Source organism: Lysinibacillus irui (genome assembly GCF_028877475.1).
GTDB lineage: Bacteria > Bacillota > Bacilli > Bacillales_A > Planococcaceae > Lysinibacillus > Lysinibacillus irui.
The window spans coordinates 727,343-749,248 of record NZ_CP113527.1 but is presented as its reverse complement, the minus strand read 5'-3'; the positions used below and the strand labels follow the sequence as shown (position 1 = coordinate 749,248).

Genomic DNA, 21,906 nt, shown 5'->3' with positions numbered 1-21,906 from the left:
TGGAAACATTTTATCTTTACTAACGTTTAATTTAGAAAAGGAGGGTTTTTTATGCAAAAAAAATTATTTTCAATTCTTGCATTATTACTAACAGCCGTATTAGTTGTAGGGTGCAACACCTCTGATAAAACAGAGGATTCAGATGCTCAACAAAATGAGCCATCAAATACTGCTGCCGATCAAAAACCATCTGGAGATGAAACAGCAGGCGAATCACAAGAGGAAGAAGATACACCTGCATCAAATGATACAAATACAGAGGATGCAACTAAACAGCCTCAACAAGATGTAAAATACGTACAAAAAGGTGAAGAGAAAACTGAAAAGGCAACTGCGTCTGAAAGTGTAGATCAAAGCTATAAACTACAACAGCTTCCAGGATTCACACTAACACAAGAAGAGCCAGGTAAAGACATGTTAGTGTCCAACGCTGATGACGAAGTGTTTATGCGTATTGAAACAATCGAAGCTTCACAATCAAGCTTTGATGAAGTTAAAACGACTATGCAAGATTATATGAATGCTGTCGGCGAAACAGTAGCTTTACCTGCTGATGAATTAACAGCATTTAAAGATGTTCAAAATATCGAAGGTTATGTTGTGGACTTTGACACAGAAAAAGTTATTGGGGTTGTTTTTGAAAAAGATGGCCTTATTACAAAATTAACAATTCATGATAATGATGAACAAGATTTAACAGATGCTATGCTTAACATGGCAGCAACTATCTCTAAAAAATAATAATAATAAAAACACAAGGACTTTCGACATGCCAATGTCGAAAGTCCTTGTTTTAATTCCAAAAAAGTTGTCTCAAATGAATGAGACAACTTTTTTAATAAGATAAATCCTTAATAGAAAGGCCAATTTTCTTTAATAATGTTATAGCTTGTTCTTTTTCTTGTGGTGATAGAACACTCATTATTTCATGCAAATGCTGCTCGTGTTTCGGGAATAACTCCCCCATAAATGCTTCACCTTCCTCAGTGATTTCAGCATAGGTAACACGACGATCTGAAGGACAAGAAACACGTAATAAATAGCCTCTCTTTTCAAGCTTATCAATGACATACGTAATAGACCCACTGGCAAGTAAAATTTTATTGCCAATTTGCTGTAATGGCTGTCTCCCTTTATGGTATAGAAGCTCTAGAACAGCAAATTCTGTTGGGTTTAAACCATTTTCCTGAAATAATTGATGGGTCGTCTCGTTGACCGCTTTCAATGCACGTGATAACACAATATATAATTTTAAAGATTGTTTTACATCTTCTGACGTCATATTCTTTTCCTCTCACTTCGCTCTTTATACATGACATTATAGCGATATTAGAAAAGCCTTGTCAAAAGCATTAACCGATTTGAAGGTTTTGTTAGGAACCATGCAACCTTTTTTACTCTCTTTATGTTACTAAATAAGCAGAATCTTTTGTGGATACTTCCATTGTATCCATTTGATTAAACGTATAAATCGGAAACTGCAGATGGAAGCATGTCCCCTTCTGTAATTCGCTATTTACGCCTATAACGCCATCATGCTCTTCAATTACCTTTTTCACGAAAGCAAGGCCTAGTCCTGTCCCTGTTGATTTAGTCGTGTAAAAAGGCTGGAATAGGTTTTGAAGTGTCGTGCTGTCCATGCCAACACCTTCATCTTTAATCATTAGATCGACTATCGCTCCGTCATTTGTAGCCATTTCAACAGTAATCGTGCCACCATTATTCATGGATTCCATAGCATTTTTAATGAGATTCATAAGTACTTGCTTTAAGCGATTCTCATTGCCACCAATATATACTTGATTAGAAGTTGAAATATATCGGATCATAATATTTTTCATGAGTGCATCTGGTAGCATAAACTCAATGACTTGCTTTACAATATGATCCAGCTCTAATAATTCAACTTTCATAGTCGTTGGCTTGGACAATACTAAAAGCTCAGAAAGAATTTGTTCCATCCGTTGAAGCTCACTGTCAATGACAGAGAGATACATACGTGATTCATCATCCGCATTTAACTTTAATAATTCTGTAAACCCCTTTAAAGAAGTTAATGGGTTACGGATTTCATGCGCAATACTTGCTGCCATCTGTCCGACAACATTTAAAGCTTGCTGATGCTCGACTTTATGCTGAAGTTGCTTTTTCTCTGTTTCATCATTAATTACTGTGACAATAATATTATTGTATTCGTCAAAAATACTGGAAATTTCATAATAGCATGTTCTACTTACTTGAGTTTCATCTACTACATGTATACTTGCATGCTTTTCACCCATCAGCTTTGAAAGGTACGTAGTGATTTGTCCCTTTTTTAAGGTAAATGAATCAAATATATGTTGATGCGCTTTATGAAGTAGCTGCGTGCTCTCTACTTTTAAAAACATTTCCGCATACTTATTAAGCCCAAGAATAATACCGCTAGCATCACTTACAATAACAGCATAAGGTAAGTAATCGTACGCATTGAAGGAATGTGATCTTTCATGCGCATGGCTAACGTATAATTTATGGGCAACATCATCATTTAGTGTTGAAATTTGCGCAACAATCTCCTCTGTATTCGGATCATAAAAACATTTAAAAGATAGCATTTCGTAGTCGTTACCAGCTGTGCGGATATTGAAAATTTCTTCCGAGCGCAAATCATTTTGTAATTGTTTGACGAATTTAGTCCATTTAAAATTAGATTGCTCGTCCATAGCTAAATAGCCAATATACGTTAAATTAAGATTAAAAAGCTTAATAGCAGCTTCATTGACGTTCAAAATTTTCCCTGCTTTATTCAGTATAAGTGTTGGTGACGAAGTACTTTTCATAAGATTTCCAAAACATTGATTAATATCATTTTGCTTCAACTTTCTCACCGAACCTTTCACAAGAGTAAAAAACCTCTAAATCGAATTTTGAGCCTTTACTATACTTTATGACAGCACGATTCTATTATTACAAAATTTAGTAAATTTAAGTATTTTAAATTATTTCACGAACCGTTCACAAAATAAATAGGTAAAAAGAATTATATTGTATGTCAGATACTTGACTGATACAATAAGATGTTGAAAGGAAGATTATTAAATGAATACTATTTTAACTACTTTAAACGCAAAGTATATTCACACAAATTTAGCATTGCGCTATTTAAAAGGCGCAGCTTTACCAGAGTTTAATCCAATTATAGCAGAGTATACAATTAAAGACCCTGCTTTTAATATTGTATCAGATTTGTTCCAAAAAAAACCTGATATTGTTGGATTTAGCTGTTATATCTGGAATATCGAAGAAACCATTCACGTGATTAAAATGTTAAAAACGGTCTGTCCAAATGTTAAAATTTTGCTCGGTGGACCTGAAGTTTCTTATGATTCTCACCATTGGCTACGCCGTATACCTGAAGTAGACTTTATTGTTATGGGTGAAGGCGAAACTTCATTTAAACAATTATTGCGCTATTTCCACGGAGAGATACTGTTGGAGGATGTTCCTGGGATTTGTTATTTAGAGGATGGAAAAGTAAAGATTCACGCACAGCCGCCAAAAATTGATCTACGGGAATTGCCAAGCCCATTTCGTTTCGAGGAGGACCTTCCCCATCTTAGCAAACGAATTCAGTACATCGAAACAAGTCGAGGCTGTCCGTTTAGTTGCCAATTTTGTTTATCTTCTATTGAAGTAGGCGTTCGCTATTTTAACCGTGAAAAAATTAAAGAAGATATTCGTTTCTTAATGGATAATGGTGCTCGAACAATTAAATTCGTAGATCGTACCTTCAATATAAGCCGTAGCTATGCAATGGAAATGTTCCAATTTTTAATTGATGAACATCAACCTGGTGTTGTATTCCAGTTTGAGATTACTGCCGATATCATGCGACCTGAAGTTATCCAATTTTTAAATGACAATGCACCAAGAGGGTTGTTCCGTTTTGAGATAGGTGTTCAATCTACAAATGATTTAACAAATACACTCGTTAAACGCCGCCAAAATTTTGAAAAACTAAAAAGAACGGTGACAATGGTAAAAGAGGGCGGAAAAATAGATCAGCATTTAGATTTAATTGCTGGTTTACCAGAGGAAGATTATGCAAGCTTCCGTCAGACGTTTAATGACGTTTTTGCTATGCGTCCAGAGGAATTACAGCTTGGATTTTTAAAGCTTCTACGCGGTACTGGACTTCGATTAGAGGCTGAAAAGTTTGGCTATACCTATGTAGATATATCTCCATATGAAATTTTCTCTAATAATGTTCTAACATTTGATGATATCGTTCGCATTAAACATGCAGAGGATGTTCTTGAGAAATACTGGAATGATCACCGTATGGATCATACCATCGAATATTTAGTTACAGAGGTCTTTGACACACCTTTTGACTTTTTCCAAAACTTCGGAACTTATTGGGAAACAAAAGGTTGGTCCCGTATTGGTCATCAGTTGGAGGATTTATTCCAACGCTTATTAATGTTTTTAGAAACGGTGGATGGTGTAAATTTAAACATTGTCAAAAGCTTAATGCAGCTTGATTATTTAATGGCTCAGCAGTTCCAGCCACGTAAACTATGGTGGAATGAACGCCCAACTGAAGAACAACAAAAGGCCCTTTATCATGCCTTACGTGAAGATCCAACTATCGCAGGTGAGGAATTTGCAAGCTTTAAGCTGTCTGAGAAGGAATTATTTAAGCATACACTAATTATCCCTCATGCTCTTGATTACCAAGATTTTAAGAATGGCAAAATTGTACAAAAAAATGGCTATTTGTTAACCTATTTCCGTCACGGCCAAGCACCTTATTTTGCAACAATTCATTCTATGTAATACGAAATGCTAGTCCTTACTAACGATCAGGACTAGCTTTTTTTCTGTCTTAAACTTTTCTAAAACCTTTATTTATGGACTTCCTGAATCAATAGATAATTAGTCAAGTATTCATAGCTAAGCTTCAAAACTTTAGGGCAAATGCCTTAAAGACATACTCTAAAAGCTTTGTAAATAATACCCACAAGGAAATTTTACTTTCGGGAAATATAATTTTAAATTTTTTGAAAATTATATGACAATTTAAGGAATTTACTTTTTTATATGAAGTATACGATGAAATGATGACACATTAGCATCGTATACTTCTAAAAAATTAGCCAATAATAACTCGTTCTTTTGGATAATGGAAGCTTGATTTTTTACCTCGTCCCCCACCACCAAGTGTATAAAGGAATGAAATTAAACCTACTCGGCCTATAAACATTAAAATAATGATAATGATTTTTCCAATCACAGATAAATCGGAAGTGATTCCTAACGACATACCACATGTTCCGAACGCAGAAGTAATTTCAAAAATAATTTGAATAAGTGACGCTTGTGGTTCTGTAATGAGCAAAATGATCGTTGCAATTAACACCATAAAAAATGCTAATAGGATTACCACGAATGAACGAAAGACGTCTATTAAATGAATTTCCCGCCCAAATACTTGAATATCTTCTCTTCCCCTTGCAAAGGTTATTAAAAATAAAATGGCCAAGGCAAATGTCGTTGTTCGAATACCCCCACCAACAGAACTTGGCGAAGAACCAATGAACATGAGAAAACTCATAAAAATATCTGTTGCCTCACTGAATGTCGTGACATCGTAAGTTGTTAATCCAGCGGAGCGCGTTGATACTGAATGAAACATCGCTGAAAAAAGAGCCTCGTGCCAAGACATTTCTTTAAAGGAATGGAATGATTCAAGGAGTAAAATGACAAGAGCACCAACAACAAATAATACCGCGTATGTTGATGTCGTAATTTTGGTAAACAGACTGAAGCGAAAATTCGCACGTCGATTAAGCAAAAACGTCTTCAATTCGATTAATACCGGGAAACCGATAGCACCTAACACAATAAGCACCATTGTAACCATTTGAACAAAATAATCATCATGGAAAGGCAATAAGCTCATTCCTGTAATATCAAACCCACCATTAGTTGTTGCCGAAATTGAAGCAAACACACCATGCAAGAACGCTTCTTCCAATGTATCAAAGTAATTGGTGAAGTGTAGTGTTAAAATAACCGTACCTACCACTTCAATACCAAATAAAATTTTCAAAATTTCACGAATTAATTTAACAACACCTGACACACTGTACTGATTATGATCAATCATAATTAATTGACGTTCACGCATTCCAATTTTTTTCCCTACTAGCAGCCATACAAAGGTACCGAGTGACATAATACCGATGGCACCTAACTGTAAAATAACAAGAATCATCACAAGTCCAAAGGTTGTATAGGTTTCTGAAATATTAATAGTTGTTAAACCTGTGACACTTACTGCACTCACTGCGGTAAACAAACTATCTAAAAACGAAACTTTTACACCTTCTTGCTGAACGCCTGGAAGCCGTAATAACAGGAAGGAAATCGCTATGGCTATAAAGTAATAAGAAACAAGTACCTGAAATGGTGTGACAAGTTTATTTGATGATTTTTTCCAAGGCACTTTAACAACCCCTTCCACATATGATGCCCAACTAGATAGATAATAGTATAGAAAAAATACATAAAAAAAGAAAGAGGAATAGTTACACCTAAACATCCTAGTTTGTCGACAAAGGTTTAATTTGTATACTAAAACCTTTATTCATTTGTTGAATAACCAAATCAGAGGAGAAAAAATAAGGAGTAAGTGGTCAAATGGGGGAGGAATAGTATCGAGGTTAATAAATTTTAATAATAAAAACAAGCATGAGAATTCTTTTTCTCATGCTTGTCTTTATTGTATTTAAAACCCTAATTATTCTTTTTATTACGAACTCCTACTAGATAGCCAACAAATGCAATGGCTAGCAAGACAACCCAGAATGTTAACTCCCACGCAGTGGAATGTGGAAACTCTTCAGGTAGTATTCCAACTTTTTCATGGGCTAATGTTAAAACAACCAGCTTCACACCTACCCATCCCACGATTAAAAATGCGGCTGTTTCAAGTGAAGGATAGTCATTTAATACTTTAACAAACCATTGTGCTGCAAAACGCATCATAATGACGCCGATAAATCCACCAAGGAGCATAACAATAAACTGTCCTCCATTGATACCACCTATATCAAATTCTCCTAAATGCGGTAAAGTTACGGCAATAGCAACTGCTGCCAGCATTGAATCGATAGCAAATGCAATATCTGCCGCTTCAACCTTCAGAACCGTTAACCAGAATCCAGAACCCTTTTTCCCAGATTTTTCAGTAGATTCTTCATCATCATCGTCTTTATGTTTACGCAAATCATAGATGTTTTTCGCAGACATAAATAGTAAATAGGCAGCTCCTACCGCTTGGATTTGCCAATAGTTTACCAACACTGTTATTACAAAAAGCGCTGAAAATCGGAAAATCAGTGCTCCAAATAATCCATAAAATAGTGCCTTTTTTTGCTGTTCTTGTGGTAAATGCTTGACCATAACAGCCATCACTACCGCGTTATCAGCCGCGAGTAATCCTTCTAATACAACAAGGACAATCAATACCCAGCCATATTGTAATAAAATTGTTTCCATTCTAGTGCCTCCTCTAAGCTCTATATACCAAAAACGACCATTTCATCTAAAGTACAAAAGAAAAAAACCCCTGCCTTTATTCAGGCAAAGGTCTCGCTAAGTAAATTCGTACCTTATTTCTTTTTGGTACATCAATCTACACGTCATTACGTATAGAGCCATTCACTATCACATCCGATGGCAAAAACCATGTCTTGACGAATGTGAAACCAGGTAAATTAATTTCCTGTTAGCTACTCCCCTTTGACAAATGTCGAAGGTATCTTCTTTCAATCATTATAGCACTATCATTTACTACTGACAAAAATATCTATATTATTTTTTACTTAATTTGAATGTGATAGCTCTCATCCTTATTATGGGCTAAATAAAAATCAATCATTCTTGGCATTGTCTGTATAAAATCCGGGCATGTAATATCACCTTTTTGTAAAATATACTGTGCTTCAGAGGTGTCAAATGTGGCATTCCATGTTAGATAATCTAATGTTTCTTGTTCGACACCTAGTTTTTTTCGAATAAAAGGAATCTGTAATGATAGCTTTGCCAGAGTAAATGGTATACGCCCTTTTGGATAAGAATTTGTCATCAGTTTCACCATTGTACGGTATACTTCCTGCACAGGATGAGGTTTGGGATCTGTTAAATGAAGAGTCTTACCTTCTGCACCTTGTTCGTTTGCCAAAAAAATAGAGGCATTTAAAATATAATCGATTGGCACAACGTTAATCGTCGATGTAGATTGACCAATATACGGAATCAACGGTAGACCCTTCAAGCGTTCCACCAAATTCAAAAAGAAGTAAGGTCCATCAAATTTAATGGTTTCACCAGTTTTAGAATGCCCTCTTACAATCCCAGGTCTAATAATCGTCAGAGGTATTTCTGATTTTAAATCTTCCACTCGAAGCTCAGCCTCATATTTTGTTTCCTCATAATAGTTTTTAAATGCTTGTGGTCGAATAAGTTCATTTTCACGTAAGACTCCTTCTCGAGTACCTGCTACATAGGCCGTGCTAAAATACATATAGCGTTTTAAATTAGGTAAGGTGCGCACAAAGTCATTGACCATTGTTGTTCCATGGACATTCACTTTCCATGCAATATCTCGCGGCACCGCTAAATCATAAATAGCGGCTAAATGCCAAAATACCTCGATTTGTGGGACAATCTCTTTGATTATTTGATCGTCTAAACCTAAATTCGGCAACGTAATATCGCCCTCTATAATACGAATCGAACAGTCAGGAAACGCTTCTACTATTTTGTTTTTTTCCTTCTGTGCTTTAATGGTTTCACCAGCCAGCACAATGGCAATCACCTGCTGCGTTTGTTTCTCTTGGAATAATGTTCGAATGAGCTGACTCGAAATGAAACCTGGAAAACCAGTAAAAAAGTGAACTTTCATATCTCATTCCCCCTATATCTAGCGCATCTTTCTTGTTTCTTTATCCACTAAACTATAAATAATGGGTACAATATACAAAGTAAGTAAAGTAGAGGTTACAAGTCCTCCAATTACAGCTATCCCCATCGGTTGGTTCATTTCTGTCCCTTCACCTATACCTAATGCAAGTGGTAACAACCCTAAAATAGTCGTTAACGCTGTCATTAAAATTGGACGAAGACGATCTTGAGTAGCCTGTAAAATAGCCTCAAAGGTTGATATACCCTTCGCTTTTTGTTGATTAATATAATCAACCAGCACAATACCATTATTCACGACAATTCCTACAAGCACTAGGATGCCTATGACAGACGTCACACCAATTAAAGTTCGTGTTAAAAACATAGCTATAGCGACACCTATAATCATTAATGGGACTGAAAACATAATAACAAATGGATATTTAAAAGACTCAAATTGAGCAGCCATAACAATATATACAAGGACAATTGCTAACATAACTGCTAGTAGCATGTCATCAATTGCACTATCATAAAGCTCACGATCCCCACTAAAAACAATCTCCGTAGTAGGTGGTAAATTAACTTCTTCTAATGCTTTATCTACTTTTGCCGATATTCCCCCTAATGATTCCTTTGTTTCATAGTCAACAAAAAAGGCTACTGCTGCTGCCTGGTCAGAACGGCGAATGGATACTGGACCTTCCTGAATAGATATAGTAGCTACATCCTCTAATTTCACAAACAGTCCTGCTGGGGAACGAAGTTGCATCGTTTTGAGCGCATCTATACTATTATTAAATGTCTGTCCAAAACTTGTATAAACCGGTAACACAGCACCGTCCTCTGTAATTAGTTGGGATGTTAATTGTCCTTTTGTCATTTGATTGACGTTTTGAGCAATTTGTGCGGGTACAAAACCATAGTCTTTTGCCCTTTCGCGATCAACCTCAATTTGAATTTCTTCCACAGTATTATCTAAGTCTGTTGTGACATTTGTTACTTCTTGAATTGCTTGTAGCGCTGGCAGCACTTTATCAACAGATTGCTGAAGTCTTTGCTCGTCCGAGTCGGTTAATCGGAACGTTAACGTATGTGGTGAAGAGCCTGTTGCCGTCGATACATTAAAGGTAACCTCTGCTTGCTCCCCAAGCTCTCCCTGTAAATCTTGCTCCAGCTCTTCAACAAATTCAAAAATGGAACGTTGCCTTTCTTCTAACGGCACTAGTTTCACATACATTTCGGCCTGATTAGGACTGGCTTGTCCACGTGCCTGTGATTGTTGTGTACCGCCAATTAAACTAACATAAACTTCCACATCTTTTTCCTGCTTTAAACGTTCCTCAATTTGCTTAACAACTTTTTCTGTTTCAGAGACAGCGACACCCTTCTCAAGGTTAATATTTATAGATGTGAATCCTTCATCGGTAGGTGGTAAAAATTCAGTTCCTATTTTTGTAAGCCCAAAAAAGGATAGACCAAAACAGACTACTGTGAAAACAAGGATTAACATTCGGTGCTGTAATACCCATACAATCGAAGATTTGAAACGCTTATAAAATAACGAGTTACTGCGCTGTACATCAAAATTGCTACTTTTCGTTTTCAAAAGTCGACTTGCTAACATTGGCACAACTGTAAGGGCCACGACTAACGAAGCTATTAAACTGAACGAAATGGTTAAGGCAAATTCTGTAAAAATTTGACCTATCAAGCCTTCGATAAACATAACAGGAATAAATACAGCTATTGTTGTTAACGTCGAAGCTGTAATAGCAAGAGCTACCTCCTTCGTCCCTTCTTTAGCTGCAGTAATCGGATCCTTTTCTAAGCCTAAATGTCTTTCTATATTTTCAATCACGACTATGGCATTATCTACAAGCATACCAATTCCCAATGCCAGGGCACCTAGCGTCATAATATTGAGCGAAAAATCTGCAAAAAACATCAACACAAATGTCACAATAACCGAATAAGGGATGGCAATACCAATAATAATCGGGCTTTTTACACTACGTAAAAAAACAAATAGGATAAACATCGCAAATAGTCCACCTAGAATTAAGGAAGTACCAATGTTACTAATAGCTAAATCTACATAGTTACCTTGATCGACTAATATATCTGCTGTAATACCCTCATACTGTTCTTTTTTTAATAAATCATCTAATGTCTGCTGAAACGCTTTCGAAACTTCTGCGGTATTTGCACCAGATTCCTGCAAAACAGACATCAGGACTGCTGGATACTCATTTGCTCGTGTTGTCGTACTAGATTGTTGCTCTGTTCTTTCCACTGTTGAAAGATCACCAACAGTTATGGCTTCACCTGTTAAAGGGTTTACCGAAACGATTAAATCAGCAATGCTTTCTGGTGAAGATAATGTACTTACAATACGTGTTGTTAACATCTTGCCATCATCTGTTGAGACAGGATCACCAGGAAGAGAAACATTATTGGCTTGAACTATTTGCACAATGTCTGTTTGTGTTAGACCTTTTTCTACTAGCTTTGCTTCATCTAATATGATTTGGATTTCCTCTATCAATTTGCCAGAAACATTTACACTAGCAACACCCTCTGTCCGTCGAAGCTCTTGCTCTAAGTCCTCCGCTAACAAACGCACATCTACATTTTTATTTTCAGCACGCAATGATAGTTGAATAATAGGGAATTGTGATGGATCAAATTTTAAGAAGCTAGGCTTCCCTGCATCATTTGGCAGTGGTGTCATATCTATTCTTTGAAGAATATCAAGTTGGACATCTTCCAGGTTCGTAGACCAATTGAACTCAAGTACAATTAAATTAGAACCTTCTTGAGAGGTTGATTGTATTTTTTTGATACCTGGTAAGGTGGCAAGTGTAGCTTCTAAAGGCTTTGTTATCTTCTCATTTACCTCTGCTGGACTTGCACCAGGATAAGAAGTGACAACAACACCAATAGGGGGATTTAACTCTGGAATTAGTGTAATTGGTATTTTTAATAAAGATACGCCTCCTAGTAAGATGACAAGAAGCATTGTAACAATGGTAAAGACGGGTCTTTTAATTGAAAAATGACTAATATTCATATAAACAAACTCCTTTTTCTACCTCTTCCTTTCAGGATAGCCGAAAAGGAGATTATTTTATAAATAGACTAAGCTCCCTTCGAGTAATTTGTGTAATATATTTCCTCATACTGTTTTATTCTACAAACAGTGTCAATTTCCCTTGCAAAAAAACACGAATCGCAAAATTGTCGATTCGTGTTTCACTATTATAAAAGACTATATAGTTTAATGTTTTCGTTTTTATCTGCAAACCAACGCATGGCAAATTCATTTTCAAATAGGAAAACAAGATTGTCAAATCGGTCTTTCACTAGCATAGATCGACCTGAAGACATAGACTCTTTCACGTCCTCTTCATTTTCAATCCAACGTGCAATTTTTGAACCAATTGGCTCCATCTTCACTTCAACATTATATTCATTCTTCATGCGATGCTCAAATACTTCGAATTGTAATTGACCAACTGCTCCAAGAATAACTTCCTCTGTATGCAATGTTTTATAATATTGAATGGCGCCCTCTTGTACCAGTTGTAAAATCCCTTTATGGAATTGCTTCGACTTCATAACGTTTTTCGCTGTGACACGTACAAATAACTCTGGTGTAAATTGTGGTAATTTCTCAAATTGGAATGTTTTCTTACCACCTACAACTGTGTCACCAATTTGATATGTTCCTGTATCATATAAACCGATAATATCTCCAGCAACGGCTTCATCCACAGTCTCACGGTCATCTGCAAGGAATTGTGTAGATTGTGTTACTTTAAATGATTTACCTGTACGAGATAGTGTCATATTCATACCACGTTCAAATTTCCCTGAAACGATACGTACAAAAGCAATACGGTCACGGTGTGCAGGATTCATATTCGCTTGAATTTTGAAAATGAAACCTGAAAACTCTTCATGTTCAACAGGGTCAATAAATTGCTCATCTTCCGTAATTCTAGGTTGTGGTGTCGGTGCAAATTGTAAATACGTTTCTAAAAATGTTTGCACACCAAAGTTTGTTAATGCTGAACCAAAGAAAACAGGTGTCAATTCCCCACGACGAATTTTTTCCTCTGAATATTGATTCCCAGCCTCATCAAGCAACATAATATCGTCCATTGCTTGCGAATAGTAAGAAGTTACTTTCATCGGGTGCTCCACAGCAAGCTCTCCATTGTCGTCAATTGGTAGGAAACGTTCAGCTTCTTCCGTACGGAATTGCTCTATGCGCTTATTGTATCGATCATAAATACCAAGGAACTCTTTACCCATACCAATTGGCCAGTTCATTGGATAGGCGTGGATTCCAAGAACTTCCTCAAGCTCTTCAATTAGCTCAAGTGGCTCTTTCCCTTGACGGTCTAACTTGTTAATAAATGTAAAAATAGGAATACCACGCATTTTACAAACTTTAAATAGCTTTAATGTTTGTGCCTCGATCCCTTTGGCAGCATCTACTACCATGACAGCACTATCAACAGCCATTAATGTACGATATGTGTCCTCAGAGAAATCTTGGTGACCAGGTGTGTCTAAGATGTTTACTCGTGAACCGTTATAATCAAATTGCATAACTGAAGAGGTAACTGAAATCCCACGTTGCTTTTCAATTTCCATCCAGTCAGATGTTGCAAACCTACCTGTTTTTTTCCCTTTTACTGTCCCTGCGTCACGAATGGCGCCACCAAATAGTAAAAGCTTTTCTGTAATCGTCGTTTTCCCAGCATCAGGGTGACTGATGATGGCAAAAGTACGACGCGATAGTATATCTTTTTCTAAATTTGAATTCATCTCGTCATTCTCCTTTTTTCATACTTAATAATAATAAAAGAAGACTTGCCTTTCGTACAACCTTTTTACATGAAATCTCCAAAAAGAAAACCCTTTAGTTACAACTAAAAGGGTTTCCAAGGATTTTCTCTTTCATTAAACGAATTTTAATCGGCCAGCTTCTATTGCAATTTCTGCATCACTATGTGGGAATTTTGTATTCTCAATGATTTGATAATCCTCATGGCCTTTTCCAGCAAAAATAATCATGTCTCCAGGTTCTGCAACCTCTATGGCATGACGAACAGCCTCTGCACGATCGCCAATACATGCATAATTATCATGAAGCATCCCTTTAGCAAGATCACTTGTAATACTATCATAGTCTTCATAGCGTGGATCATCTGTCGTCAAAATAACATACTCCGCAGCTGACGCTTTCTCAGCCATCGCAGGACGTTTTGATTTATCCCGATTACCACCTGTTCCAACTAAGAATATTAATTTGCCCTTTTTATAAGGCTGCGCTGCTTCAATCGCTTTTTCAATCGCGTCTGGTGTATGAGCATAGTCAATAAACATTTGCACTGGAAGATCTGAACATACTTTTTCCATACGTCCTTTGACAGGTGGTAGTTGTTCAATTTGCTCAATAATAGTTTCCATAGAATAACCTCGTGCATAAAATGCAACCATTGCCGCCAACACATTGTAAATATTGAATTCACCAAGTAAATTCATTTTCACACGATAAATTCCCTCTGGCATTTCCACATCAAATGATGTCATATAATCGTGATATTCACAATTAATGGCACGGAAATCTGCCGTTTCGTTTTTTAAACCATATGTCCACACTGGAAATGGTGTCATCGCTGCATACCGCTCTGACCAGGCATCATCTGCATTTAACACAACAAATTTATTCTTTTCTAAATCTTGTCCAAGTTGGGAGAATAATAAGCCTTTTGCATGGCCGTATTCCTCCATCGTACCATGGAAATCAAGATGATCATGCGTTAGATTTGTAAAAATAGCAACATCATAATCAACACCTGCTAAACGTCCAAGTGCTAACCCATGTGATGAAACCTCCATTGTCATTAACCGACAGCCTTCCATTTTTGCTCGAAAAATCATTTGCTGTGTCGATAGCGCATCACTCGTAGTATTGGCTGATTCATATAAAATACCATTTAAATTAAAGCCAATTGTACCAGATAGGGCGGATTTTTCACCCATCCCATGCATGATATTTTGTATAATCCCTGTGACGGATGTTTTACCATTCGTTCCAGTTACCCCAATCATCGTAATGTCCTTAGAAGGATAATCAAAGAACTTTGCTGCAAGTAAGCCTACTGCGCGATCTGTATCTTTTACAATTACTTGTGCAATCGACTCTCCTAATGGTAATTTTCGTTCCGTTACCACAATTGTTGCGCCACCATCAACAGCTTTTTGTGCATAATCATGCCCATCCACTGTGTAGCCTTTGATACAAACAAACATGCTATTTGGTTGCACACTTCTAGAATCCACTACGATATCACTAACTTGATCTGGCAGTACGCCAATTATTTTTTTCAAAGGTAATGCGCTTAACAATTCCTCTGCATACATTTCATAGTCCTCCAATCAATCTCTACACTCATGTCATCATTTTTGAACATTCGACAAAAAACGACAATATGAATCCCCCCACGTTCTATTGAACTTATTTTACTACTTATTTCACGATAAATAAAATGCCTCCGGTCTGTTTTTTTAACGAAAACGCTTTCATTTGAAGAAAAAATCCTATTTTCCTCGAAATTTTCATTTATAATCACAAATCGGCATTTTTCGACATTTGAAGGATGGTTTATTAGAGAACAATTTTACATGCACATGAGGCTTATAAAGGGAGACATCCAAAGATATCTCCCAAATTAATCTATTTCATAATGGATCGTACAATTTTCACTTTTTGTTTATACGGTGGGAACAATACATTCGTCTCGAGCTTGGAGGATTTCTTTAAGATAGATTTAGGGTGTGTAAAGTTTTCAAAGCTCGCTTTCCCATGGTAAGCTTTCACGCCAGATGGTCCAACGCCACCGAATGGTAAGTGTAAATTTCCAACATGGGTGATGGTATCATTTATACATCCCCCACCAAATGGTAATTCCTCTAAAAAATATTGTATTGCTTTTTCATGTTCCGAGAAGAAATACGCCGCTAAAGGCTTTGGTAACTGACGAATTTGATGAATTGCAAGTGGTAAATCATTATACATCATCACAGGTAAGATAGGACCAAAGAGTTCTTCTTGCATAGATGGACTTGTCCATTTTACATATTCGATGATTGTTGGCTCAACATATAAATCATCACGATCAATTCTTCCACCAAATGTAATGGCATCGCGTTCTTCCCTAATAATTTGCTGTAGTCGATCGAATTGTCTTAAATTCACAATCCGACCGTAATCAGGACTTTTCAAAGGATTTTTGCCATAAAACGAACGGATAGTTTCTTTTAATATTTTCATAAAGCGGTCATAAACATCTTTATGAACAAGCAAATAATCGGGTGCCACACACGTTTGTCCAGTATTTGTGAATTTGCCCCATACTATTCGCTTCGCTGCTACTTCAAGGTTAGCTGTTTGATCGACAATCGCTGGACTTTTACCACCAAGTTCTAAGGCAACTGGTGTCAAACGTTCTGCCGCTGCCTTGGCTACTACTTTTCCTACAGCTACGCTGCCTGTAAAAAAGATATAATCAAATGAAGCATGAATCAGAGCTGTAACTTCTTCTTTCTCACCTTCAACTACACGTACAAAGGAAGGATGGAATGTTTCTTCAATTATTTTTTTGACGATAGAAGCTGTGTGTACAGATGTTTCTGACGGTTTCACAATTGCTGTATTTCCTCCAACAATGGCACCAATCAGTGGCTCCATTACGAGTTGAAAAGGATAATTAAAAGGTCCAATAATTAAAGTAACACCATATGGTTCACGAACGATAAAACTTTTACCCATCTGATATTGAATCGGTGTTTTAACTGCTGTTGGCTCCATCCATTCTTCCACATGCTTCACCATATATGAGATACTATCTAATACAATACCAATTTCTGTTGCATAGGCTTCGAATTCACTTTTACGCAAATCTAAATACAACGCGTTCAATATGTCCTTCTCATATTTTAAAATGGAAGCTTTTAATTTCTTTAACTGCTCTTTTCGAAATTTCGCACTTTTCGTTGCGCGAGAAAAATAAAATTGACGTTGCTCTGTTATCATATTTTCCACATCTTGAGACGTAAAATTCATCAATAAAGCACCCCTTTTTTAAAAATGGCATACATAGTTTTTTCGTTTTGAAACAAACTATCTTTGTCTATACGATACAACATCGAGAGGCAAAAATCCTCTTTCTGCATCAGGGGGGTGAACTGGCTTTATGTCAAAATAAATGTTTTAGTTTTTTCATCTCGGGAAATATACAACTACATATTAAAACCGAAACGGGGGCGTAGATGAATGACAACAACAACTGGAACATGGTGGGAGTCCATTTTTTCTGGACCATTATCACATGGAATTTGTGAAGAAAAGATAGCGCTATTGCAAGATGAAGCTTTCTTATATCTCTCTACAACACCTGTAGAGAATGATGAAAATTCAGAAGTTAATTAAAAAAAGCGCATTATAGGGAGGACTATCCTTATAATGCGCTTTTATCATGTTTAAATACTGCTAATTCGATTGTGCGGTTCGTTTCGCTTCCGCGGGTATTCGCCTCACTTCCGCGGGTATTCGCCTCACTTCCGCGGGTATTCGTTTCGGTTTCGCGGTATTCGCCTCGCTTCCGCGGGTATTCGCCTCGCTTCCGCGGTAATTGCCTCGCTTCCGCGGGTATTCGCCTCACTTCCGCGGGTATTTGCCTCGCTTTCGCGGGTATTCGCTTCGCTTTCGCGGGTATTCGCTTCGCTTCCGCGGTATTCGCTCCGCTTCCCCAAGTATCCAATCCTAACATCTAAAGATATTTAATAAATATTTCGTTGCCAAAATCGTTGTTGAGCAATGGCATCTACAAACTTTTTTGCAAAATCTTTATTACCAGTAGCTAACACAATACCTGGCCCTACATTAGCATTCGACATATTGAAAAATGTTGTGGCAGTTGTAGCGAAACCTATTGGCTTATAATGACGATAGGCTTCATTTATATAATTGACGATATACGTATTGAATTTTGCTTGATTACTTCCCTTAACACCAACAACATATAACGAGTCAAATAATACTGCATCGGTTGTGATAAAGGTGTCACTAGCCGTTAATTGAACACCGTTATTACCTGTGACAACACCTAAACGATCAGAGATAATACTGTAGCGTACACCTTGTCTTGTTAAGTATTTTAATACTTCACCGACCTCATTGGCATCAAAGCCATCCCCAATTAAGACCCCTACTTTAAGTGTGTATGGTAATTTAATCGTATTGGCTTGACTAAGTGCAGGTGAGGAGGCTGTAACCTTAGACTGTTCTCCAGTAGGGCGATTTACACCGACATTGTCCGCAACAATTGTAGCCATTTCTTTATCCACACGGACAAACATATCGACTACCTGCTGTCGAACTGCTTTGCTTTTTACTTTTCCAACTTCAAAGCTAAAGGCATCGATAATATGTTGTTTTTCGGGTGGGGACATACTGTTCCAAAATAGTCTTGCTTGTGAAAAATGATCATCAAAGGATTTACTTCGTGCTCTTGTAATTCGTCCCTCAACTTTTTCCTCATAATGAACGTACCCTCCTTCTCGTGCAGTAGAGGTAGCAGGCGTATTATTTGCTAGGGAATTTTTATGATAACTAACTCTTCCTAAGTTAATTGTCTGTCGACTAAAGCCATTTCGCTGATTATTGTGAACGGGACAAATCGGGCGATTAATAGGAATTTCTGTAAAGTTAGGTCCCCCTAAACGAATCAACTGAGTGTCTAAATAAGAGAAGAGTCGACCTTGTAACAGTGGATCATTGGTAAAGTCAATGCCTGGAACAACATTCCCTGGATGAAACGCAACTTGTTCTGTTTCCGCAAAGACATTATCCACATTGCGATTTAATGTCATCTTGCCAATTTTTTTCACCGGTACAAGTTCCTCGGGCCAAAGCTTTGTCGCATCTAAAATATCAAAATCAAATTTAAATTCATCCTCTGGTTCAAGTATTTGTACACCTAACTCAAACTCCGGGTAATCTCCAATTTCAATGGCTTCCCATAAATCACGTCGTTGAAAATCGGGGTCCTTCCCAGCAATAATTTGTGCTTCATCCCACACGAGAGAATGCACACCTAACACAGGCTTCCAATGGAATTTAACAAATCTTGATCTTCCTTTATCATTAACAAAGCGGAATGTATGCACACCAAATCCTTCCATCATGCGGAAGCTTCTAGGAATTGTTCGATCAGACATATGCCACATAATCATATGGGCAATTTCCTGATTGTTCGCCACAAAATCCCAAAACGTATCATGGGCTGAGGCTGCTTGTGGCATTTCATTATGTGGCTCTGGCTTGACAGCATGAATTAAATCAGGAAACTTCATGGCATCCTGAATAAAAAAGACTGGAATATTATTCCCTACTAAATCATAATTTCCTTCATCCGTATAAAATTTCGTTGCAAACCCGCGTACATCACGAGCTGTATCCATTGACCCCAAACTCCCTACTACTGTCGAGAATCTGACAAAGACAGGCGTTTTCTTTTTGGTATCCTGTAAAAACTTTGCCTTCGTATACTCTTTCATCGATTCATACAATTCAAATTCACCGTGCGCCGCAAATCCTCTTGCATGCACGACACGCTCTGGAATACGTTCATGGTCAAAATGGGTAATTTTCTCTCGAAGATGAAAATCCTCCATAATGGTTGGTCCACGAACTCCAGCTTTAAGGGAATCCTCATCATTGGACACCCTTAGCCCTTGATTCGTTGTCATTTTTGTTCCATCGTTCTCAACACGAAACGGCTCTAATTGATGATCCTTGGCATTTCCCTCTATATTTTTACGTTGATTTGGCTTTGAGTTATCCACGCAATCCCCTTTCAGTCATTACTACTATCGCTCCATATCCACTATATGTTTTTAAAAAAAAAACATGCCTTCATTCGACAAAGCTCTCCTTCAAAAATAAAAGAGTAGGTTTCTATTCAAAAATAGAAAACCTACTCATCCTTAAAATATGTATCGTATCATTTCATGTATGTTACAGTAGGGGTTATCACGGCTCTCCGTCTTTCGAAGAGCCATCATGTCTGTGCAATTTTTAATGGCTACCTCATGTCGTAATGCTATGGGCGCAATGACGGACTCATCAGCCTTATGACGAAAATAACGACTGACGCCTAGATGCTGTTCCATTTTGTCATTTAAGACCGCACGAGGATACTTTTCTGTACTGTCAACTTCCTCAAAGTGCAAGAGTAACCACAATTCAAATGCTTCATTTGTATAGGCAATATGAATATTTTTTTCCGCGCAAAATTGATTGACTTCCTCTAATTGCCTTTCGGTTAAATCATCCTTATCAAATACAATCCAAACCTCATCAAAATATTGATAGCTAGAATCTCGATAAGCATGTTGAGCAAGCTTAATTGCGGAACGTTTGACGTTTTTTATTTTGACACTTACCATTTTAGAGCGTTTTAATATACGCATTTGTTCAAAATAAATTCTTTCTGTTTCACCTTCACAATAAATTAAAACGGTTTTACGTAATGTTCGGCTCCCTTGTTGACGTATTCTCACGGCTCCGATACCTCCGCTTCTTTTAAGTATTGGTCAGATAAATACTCATTGATGATAGGCGTTGCACCAAATTCCCCTTTTAGATAACGTTTTGCATATGAAAGATCTCCACGTTTCTTTTGTAAGTCTGCAAAATCAAATAAAGAGTACAGCTCCGATTCATTTTTAAAACTTTTATTCACAAACCAAATTTGGTCTGAGCGCAGCGGCTGATCTAGCAGTTCTATTTCATGACTGGTCACAATAAATTGATTATTCCTATTACGATGGCTGTTCATAATAGCCATTAAAAACTCACAAATTGATACATGGAATGCCGTATCAAATTCGTCTATCAGAATCGTCTTTCCTTTATCGTAAGCATCCACCATTACACAAGCTAAATGTAGCATTCGCACTGTACCTTTTGAATCCATTGTCCAATTAATCGTTTCTGTCCCTAACGGTGCACCGACTTCGTCAAATGATAAATAATGTAAATCAATATCTACTTCTTGAATGACTTCTGATGAATCAAATTCATAGCCGATCGTATTTTTCTCTCTGCGTTCCACACGTCTAGCTGTGACGTCTTGGATTGACAGATCTGCAATTTTTAGTAGTTTGATTACTTCCTTTTTAAAGGGTTCTTCTTCAAGTTTACGAATCAGAGGATGACTTGATAACCGATTTGCTTCATCAAGAAACAGAATTTTATGTAAAAACCAATCGAATATTTTTAAAGCATCTGGATCATTAAATACATGTAATACTGACAAAAAGGCGGTATTGCTGCGAGTATATTTTGTCAATTCCTGTGCTGTTGTTTGGGCTGTTGTATACGCATACTGTGTACCATCCCATTGTCTACTAAACAACTCCTCTTTTAATGACTTGCTTGTTTTCACAAGACGCTCATAGAGAACTTGTGATGCATTGTACTGGATTTCATAATCATATAAAGCCCCGTCTAAAAAAAGTGATATCATAAATTCTGTTGGTTTACCTTGCTGCCGCCCTAGCTTAAATGGTTGATAGGGTAGACGTAACTGTTTTACATTATTTAAATTTTCAAAATTAAATAGTAAGGTACGTAACACTTTTATAGCCGTAAATAGATTAGATTTTCCACTGCCATTTGGACCAAAAATAAATGCACTTTTCACAAGGCGCAGTGATTCAAACTGCATTGTGTGGGTATCCTTCCATTTTCGCAGACGACTGCCCGCTACCATTGAAAATAATGTATCATCTTTATAACTTAAGCAATTTTTTACTCTAAAATCTACAAGCATCCGTAAACCTCCGTCCACAACCATTTCTTTAATG

The 21,906-nt window shown here is 37.0% G+C and carries 15 protein-coding genes; 3 read left to right on the top strand and 12 right to left on the bottom strand.

The window, feature by feature from the left end; all coding sequences use genetic code 11:
* Positions 1 to 51 precede the first annotated feature (51 nt).
* Positions 52 to 741 carry a DUF8580 domain-containing lipoprotein gene (locus OU989_RS03525; protein WP_274795739.1) on the top strand — a complete coding sequence of 230 codons (690 nt, stop codon included), beginning with the start codon at positions 52 to 54 and terminating at the stop codon, positions 739 to 741.
* 94 nt (positions 742 to 835) lie between these two features.
* Here the strand turns inward: OU989_RS03525 and OU989_RS03520 are convergent, their stop codons facing one another.
* Both OU989_RS03520 and OU989_RS03515 read right to left on the bottom strand, forming a co-directional pair.
* Positions 836 to 1,282 carry a MarR family winged helix-turn-helix transcriptional regulator gene (locus OU989_RS03520; RefSeq protein WP_274795738.1) on the bottom strand — a complete coding sequence of 149 codons (447 nt, stop codon included), beginning with the start codon at positions 1,280 to 1,282 and terminating at the stop codon, positions 836 to 838.
* 121 nt (positions 1,283 to 1,403) lie between these two features.
* Entirely contained in the window at positions 1,404 to 2,771 is a 1,368-nt protein-coding gene (locus tag OU989_RS03515) for an ATP-binding protein (protein WP_274795737.1), read from the bottom strand.
* 310 nt (positions 2,772 to 3,081) lie between these two features.
* On the opposite strand from OU989_RS03515, the gene OU989_RS03510 reads away from it, so the two are divergent.
* On the top strand, positions 3,082 to 4,821 hold the full coding sequence (locus OU989_RS03510; protein ID WP_274795736.1) for a B12-binding domain-containing radical SAM protein: 1,740 nt from the start codon (positions 3,082 to 3,084) through the stop codon (positions 4,819 to 4,821).
* A gap of 316 nt (positions 4,822 to 5,137) precedes the next feature.
* Here the strand turns inward: OU989_RS03510 and OU989_RS03505 are convergent, their stop codons facing one another.
* The 7 genes from OU989_RS03505 to OU989_RS03475 all read right to left on the bottom strand — a co-directional run bounded on the left by OU989_RS03505 (position 5,138) and on the right by OU989_RS03475 (position 17,098).
* A complete protein-coding gene (locus tag OU989_RS03505; RefSeq protein WP_274795735.1) occupies positions 5,138 to 6,493 on the bottom strand; it encodes a TrkH family potassium uptake protein in 1,356 nt (451 codons plus the stop codon).
* Between the two features lie 290 nt (positions 6,494 to 6,783).
* Complete coding sequence (locus tag OU989_RS03500) at positions 6,784 to 7,548, bottom strand: TerC family protein (RefSeq protein WP_274795733.1); 765 nt, start codon at positions 7,546 to 7,548, stop codon at positions 6,784 to 6,786.
* A gap of 322 nt (positions 7,549 to 7,870) precedes the next feature.
* Positions 7,871 to 8,956 carry an SDR family oxidoreductase gene (locus tag OU989_RS03495; RefSeq protein WP_274795732.1) on the bottom strand — a complete coding sequence of 362 codons (1,086 nt, stop codon included), beginning with the start codon at positions 8,954 to 8,956 and terminating at the stop codon, positions 7,871 to 7,873.
* Between the two features lie 18 nt (positions 8,957 to 8,974).
* Entirely contained in the window at positions 8,975 to 12,028 is a 3,054-nt protein-coding gene (locus tag OU989_RS03490; RefSeq protein ID WP_274795731.1) for an efflux RND transporter permease subunit, read from the bottom strand.
* A 188-nt stretch (positions 12,029 to 12,216) separates the two neighbouring features.
* Positions 12,217 to 13,794, bottom strand: a complete 1,578-nt coding sequence (locus OU989_RS03485; protein WP_274795730.1) for a peptide chain release factor 3 — start codon at positions 13,792 to 13,794, stop codon at positions 12,217 to 12,219.
* Between the two features lie 135 nt (positions 13,795 to 13,929).
* On the bottom strand, positions 13,930 to 15,396 hold the full coding sequence (locus OU989_RS03480) for a UDP-N-acetylmuramoyl-L-alanyl-D-glutamate--2,6-diaminopimelate ligase (protein WP_274795729.1): 1,467 nt from the start codon (positions 15,394 to 15,396) through the stop codon (positions 13,930 to 13,932).
* A 313-nt stretch (positions 15,397 to 15,709) separates the two neighbouring features.
* Positions 15,710 to 17,098 (bottom strand): aldehyde dehydrogenase, encoded by a 1,389-nt coding sequence (locus OU989_RS03475; protein ID WP_274795728.1) that lies wholly within the window; start codon positions 17,096 to 17,098, stop codon positions 15,710 to 15,712.
* A gap of 210 nt (positions 17,099 to 17,308) precedes the next feature.
* On the opposite strand from OU989_RS03475, the gene OU989_RS03470 reads away from it, so the two are divergent.
* Complete coding sequence (locus OU989_RS03470; protein ID WP_274795727.1) at positions 17,309 to 17,464, top strand: hypothetical protein; 156 nt, start codon at positions 17,309 to 17,311, stop codon at positions 17,462 to 17,464.
* A gap of 350 nt (positions 17,465 to 17,814) precedes the next feature.
* Here the strand turns inward: OU989_RS03470 and OU989_RS03465 are convergent, their stop codons facing one another.
* From OU989_RS03465 to OU989_RS03455, 3 genes are all read right to left on the bottom strand, one after another.
* Complete coding sequence (locus OU989_RS03465; RefSeq protein ID WP_274795726.1) at positions 17,815 to 19,881, bottom strand: catalase; 2,067 nt, start codon at positions 19,879 to 19,881, stop codon at positions 17,815 to 17,817.
* A 141-nt stretch (positions 19,882 to 20,022) separates the two neighbouring features.
* Entirely contained in the window at positions 20,023 to 20,598 is a 576-nt protein-coding gene (locus tag OU989_RS03460; RefSeq protein WP_274795725.1) for an RloB family protein, read from the bottom strand.
* A complete protein-coding gene (locus OU989_RS03455) occupies positions 20,595 to 21,872 on the bottom strand; it encodes an AAA family ATPase (protein ID WP_274795724.1) in 1,278 nt (425 codons plus the stop codon). Before OU989_RS03455 ends, OU989_RS03460 begins: the two co-directional genes overlap by 4 nt.
* Positions 21,873 to 21,906: the final 34 nt, after the last annotated feature.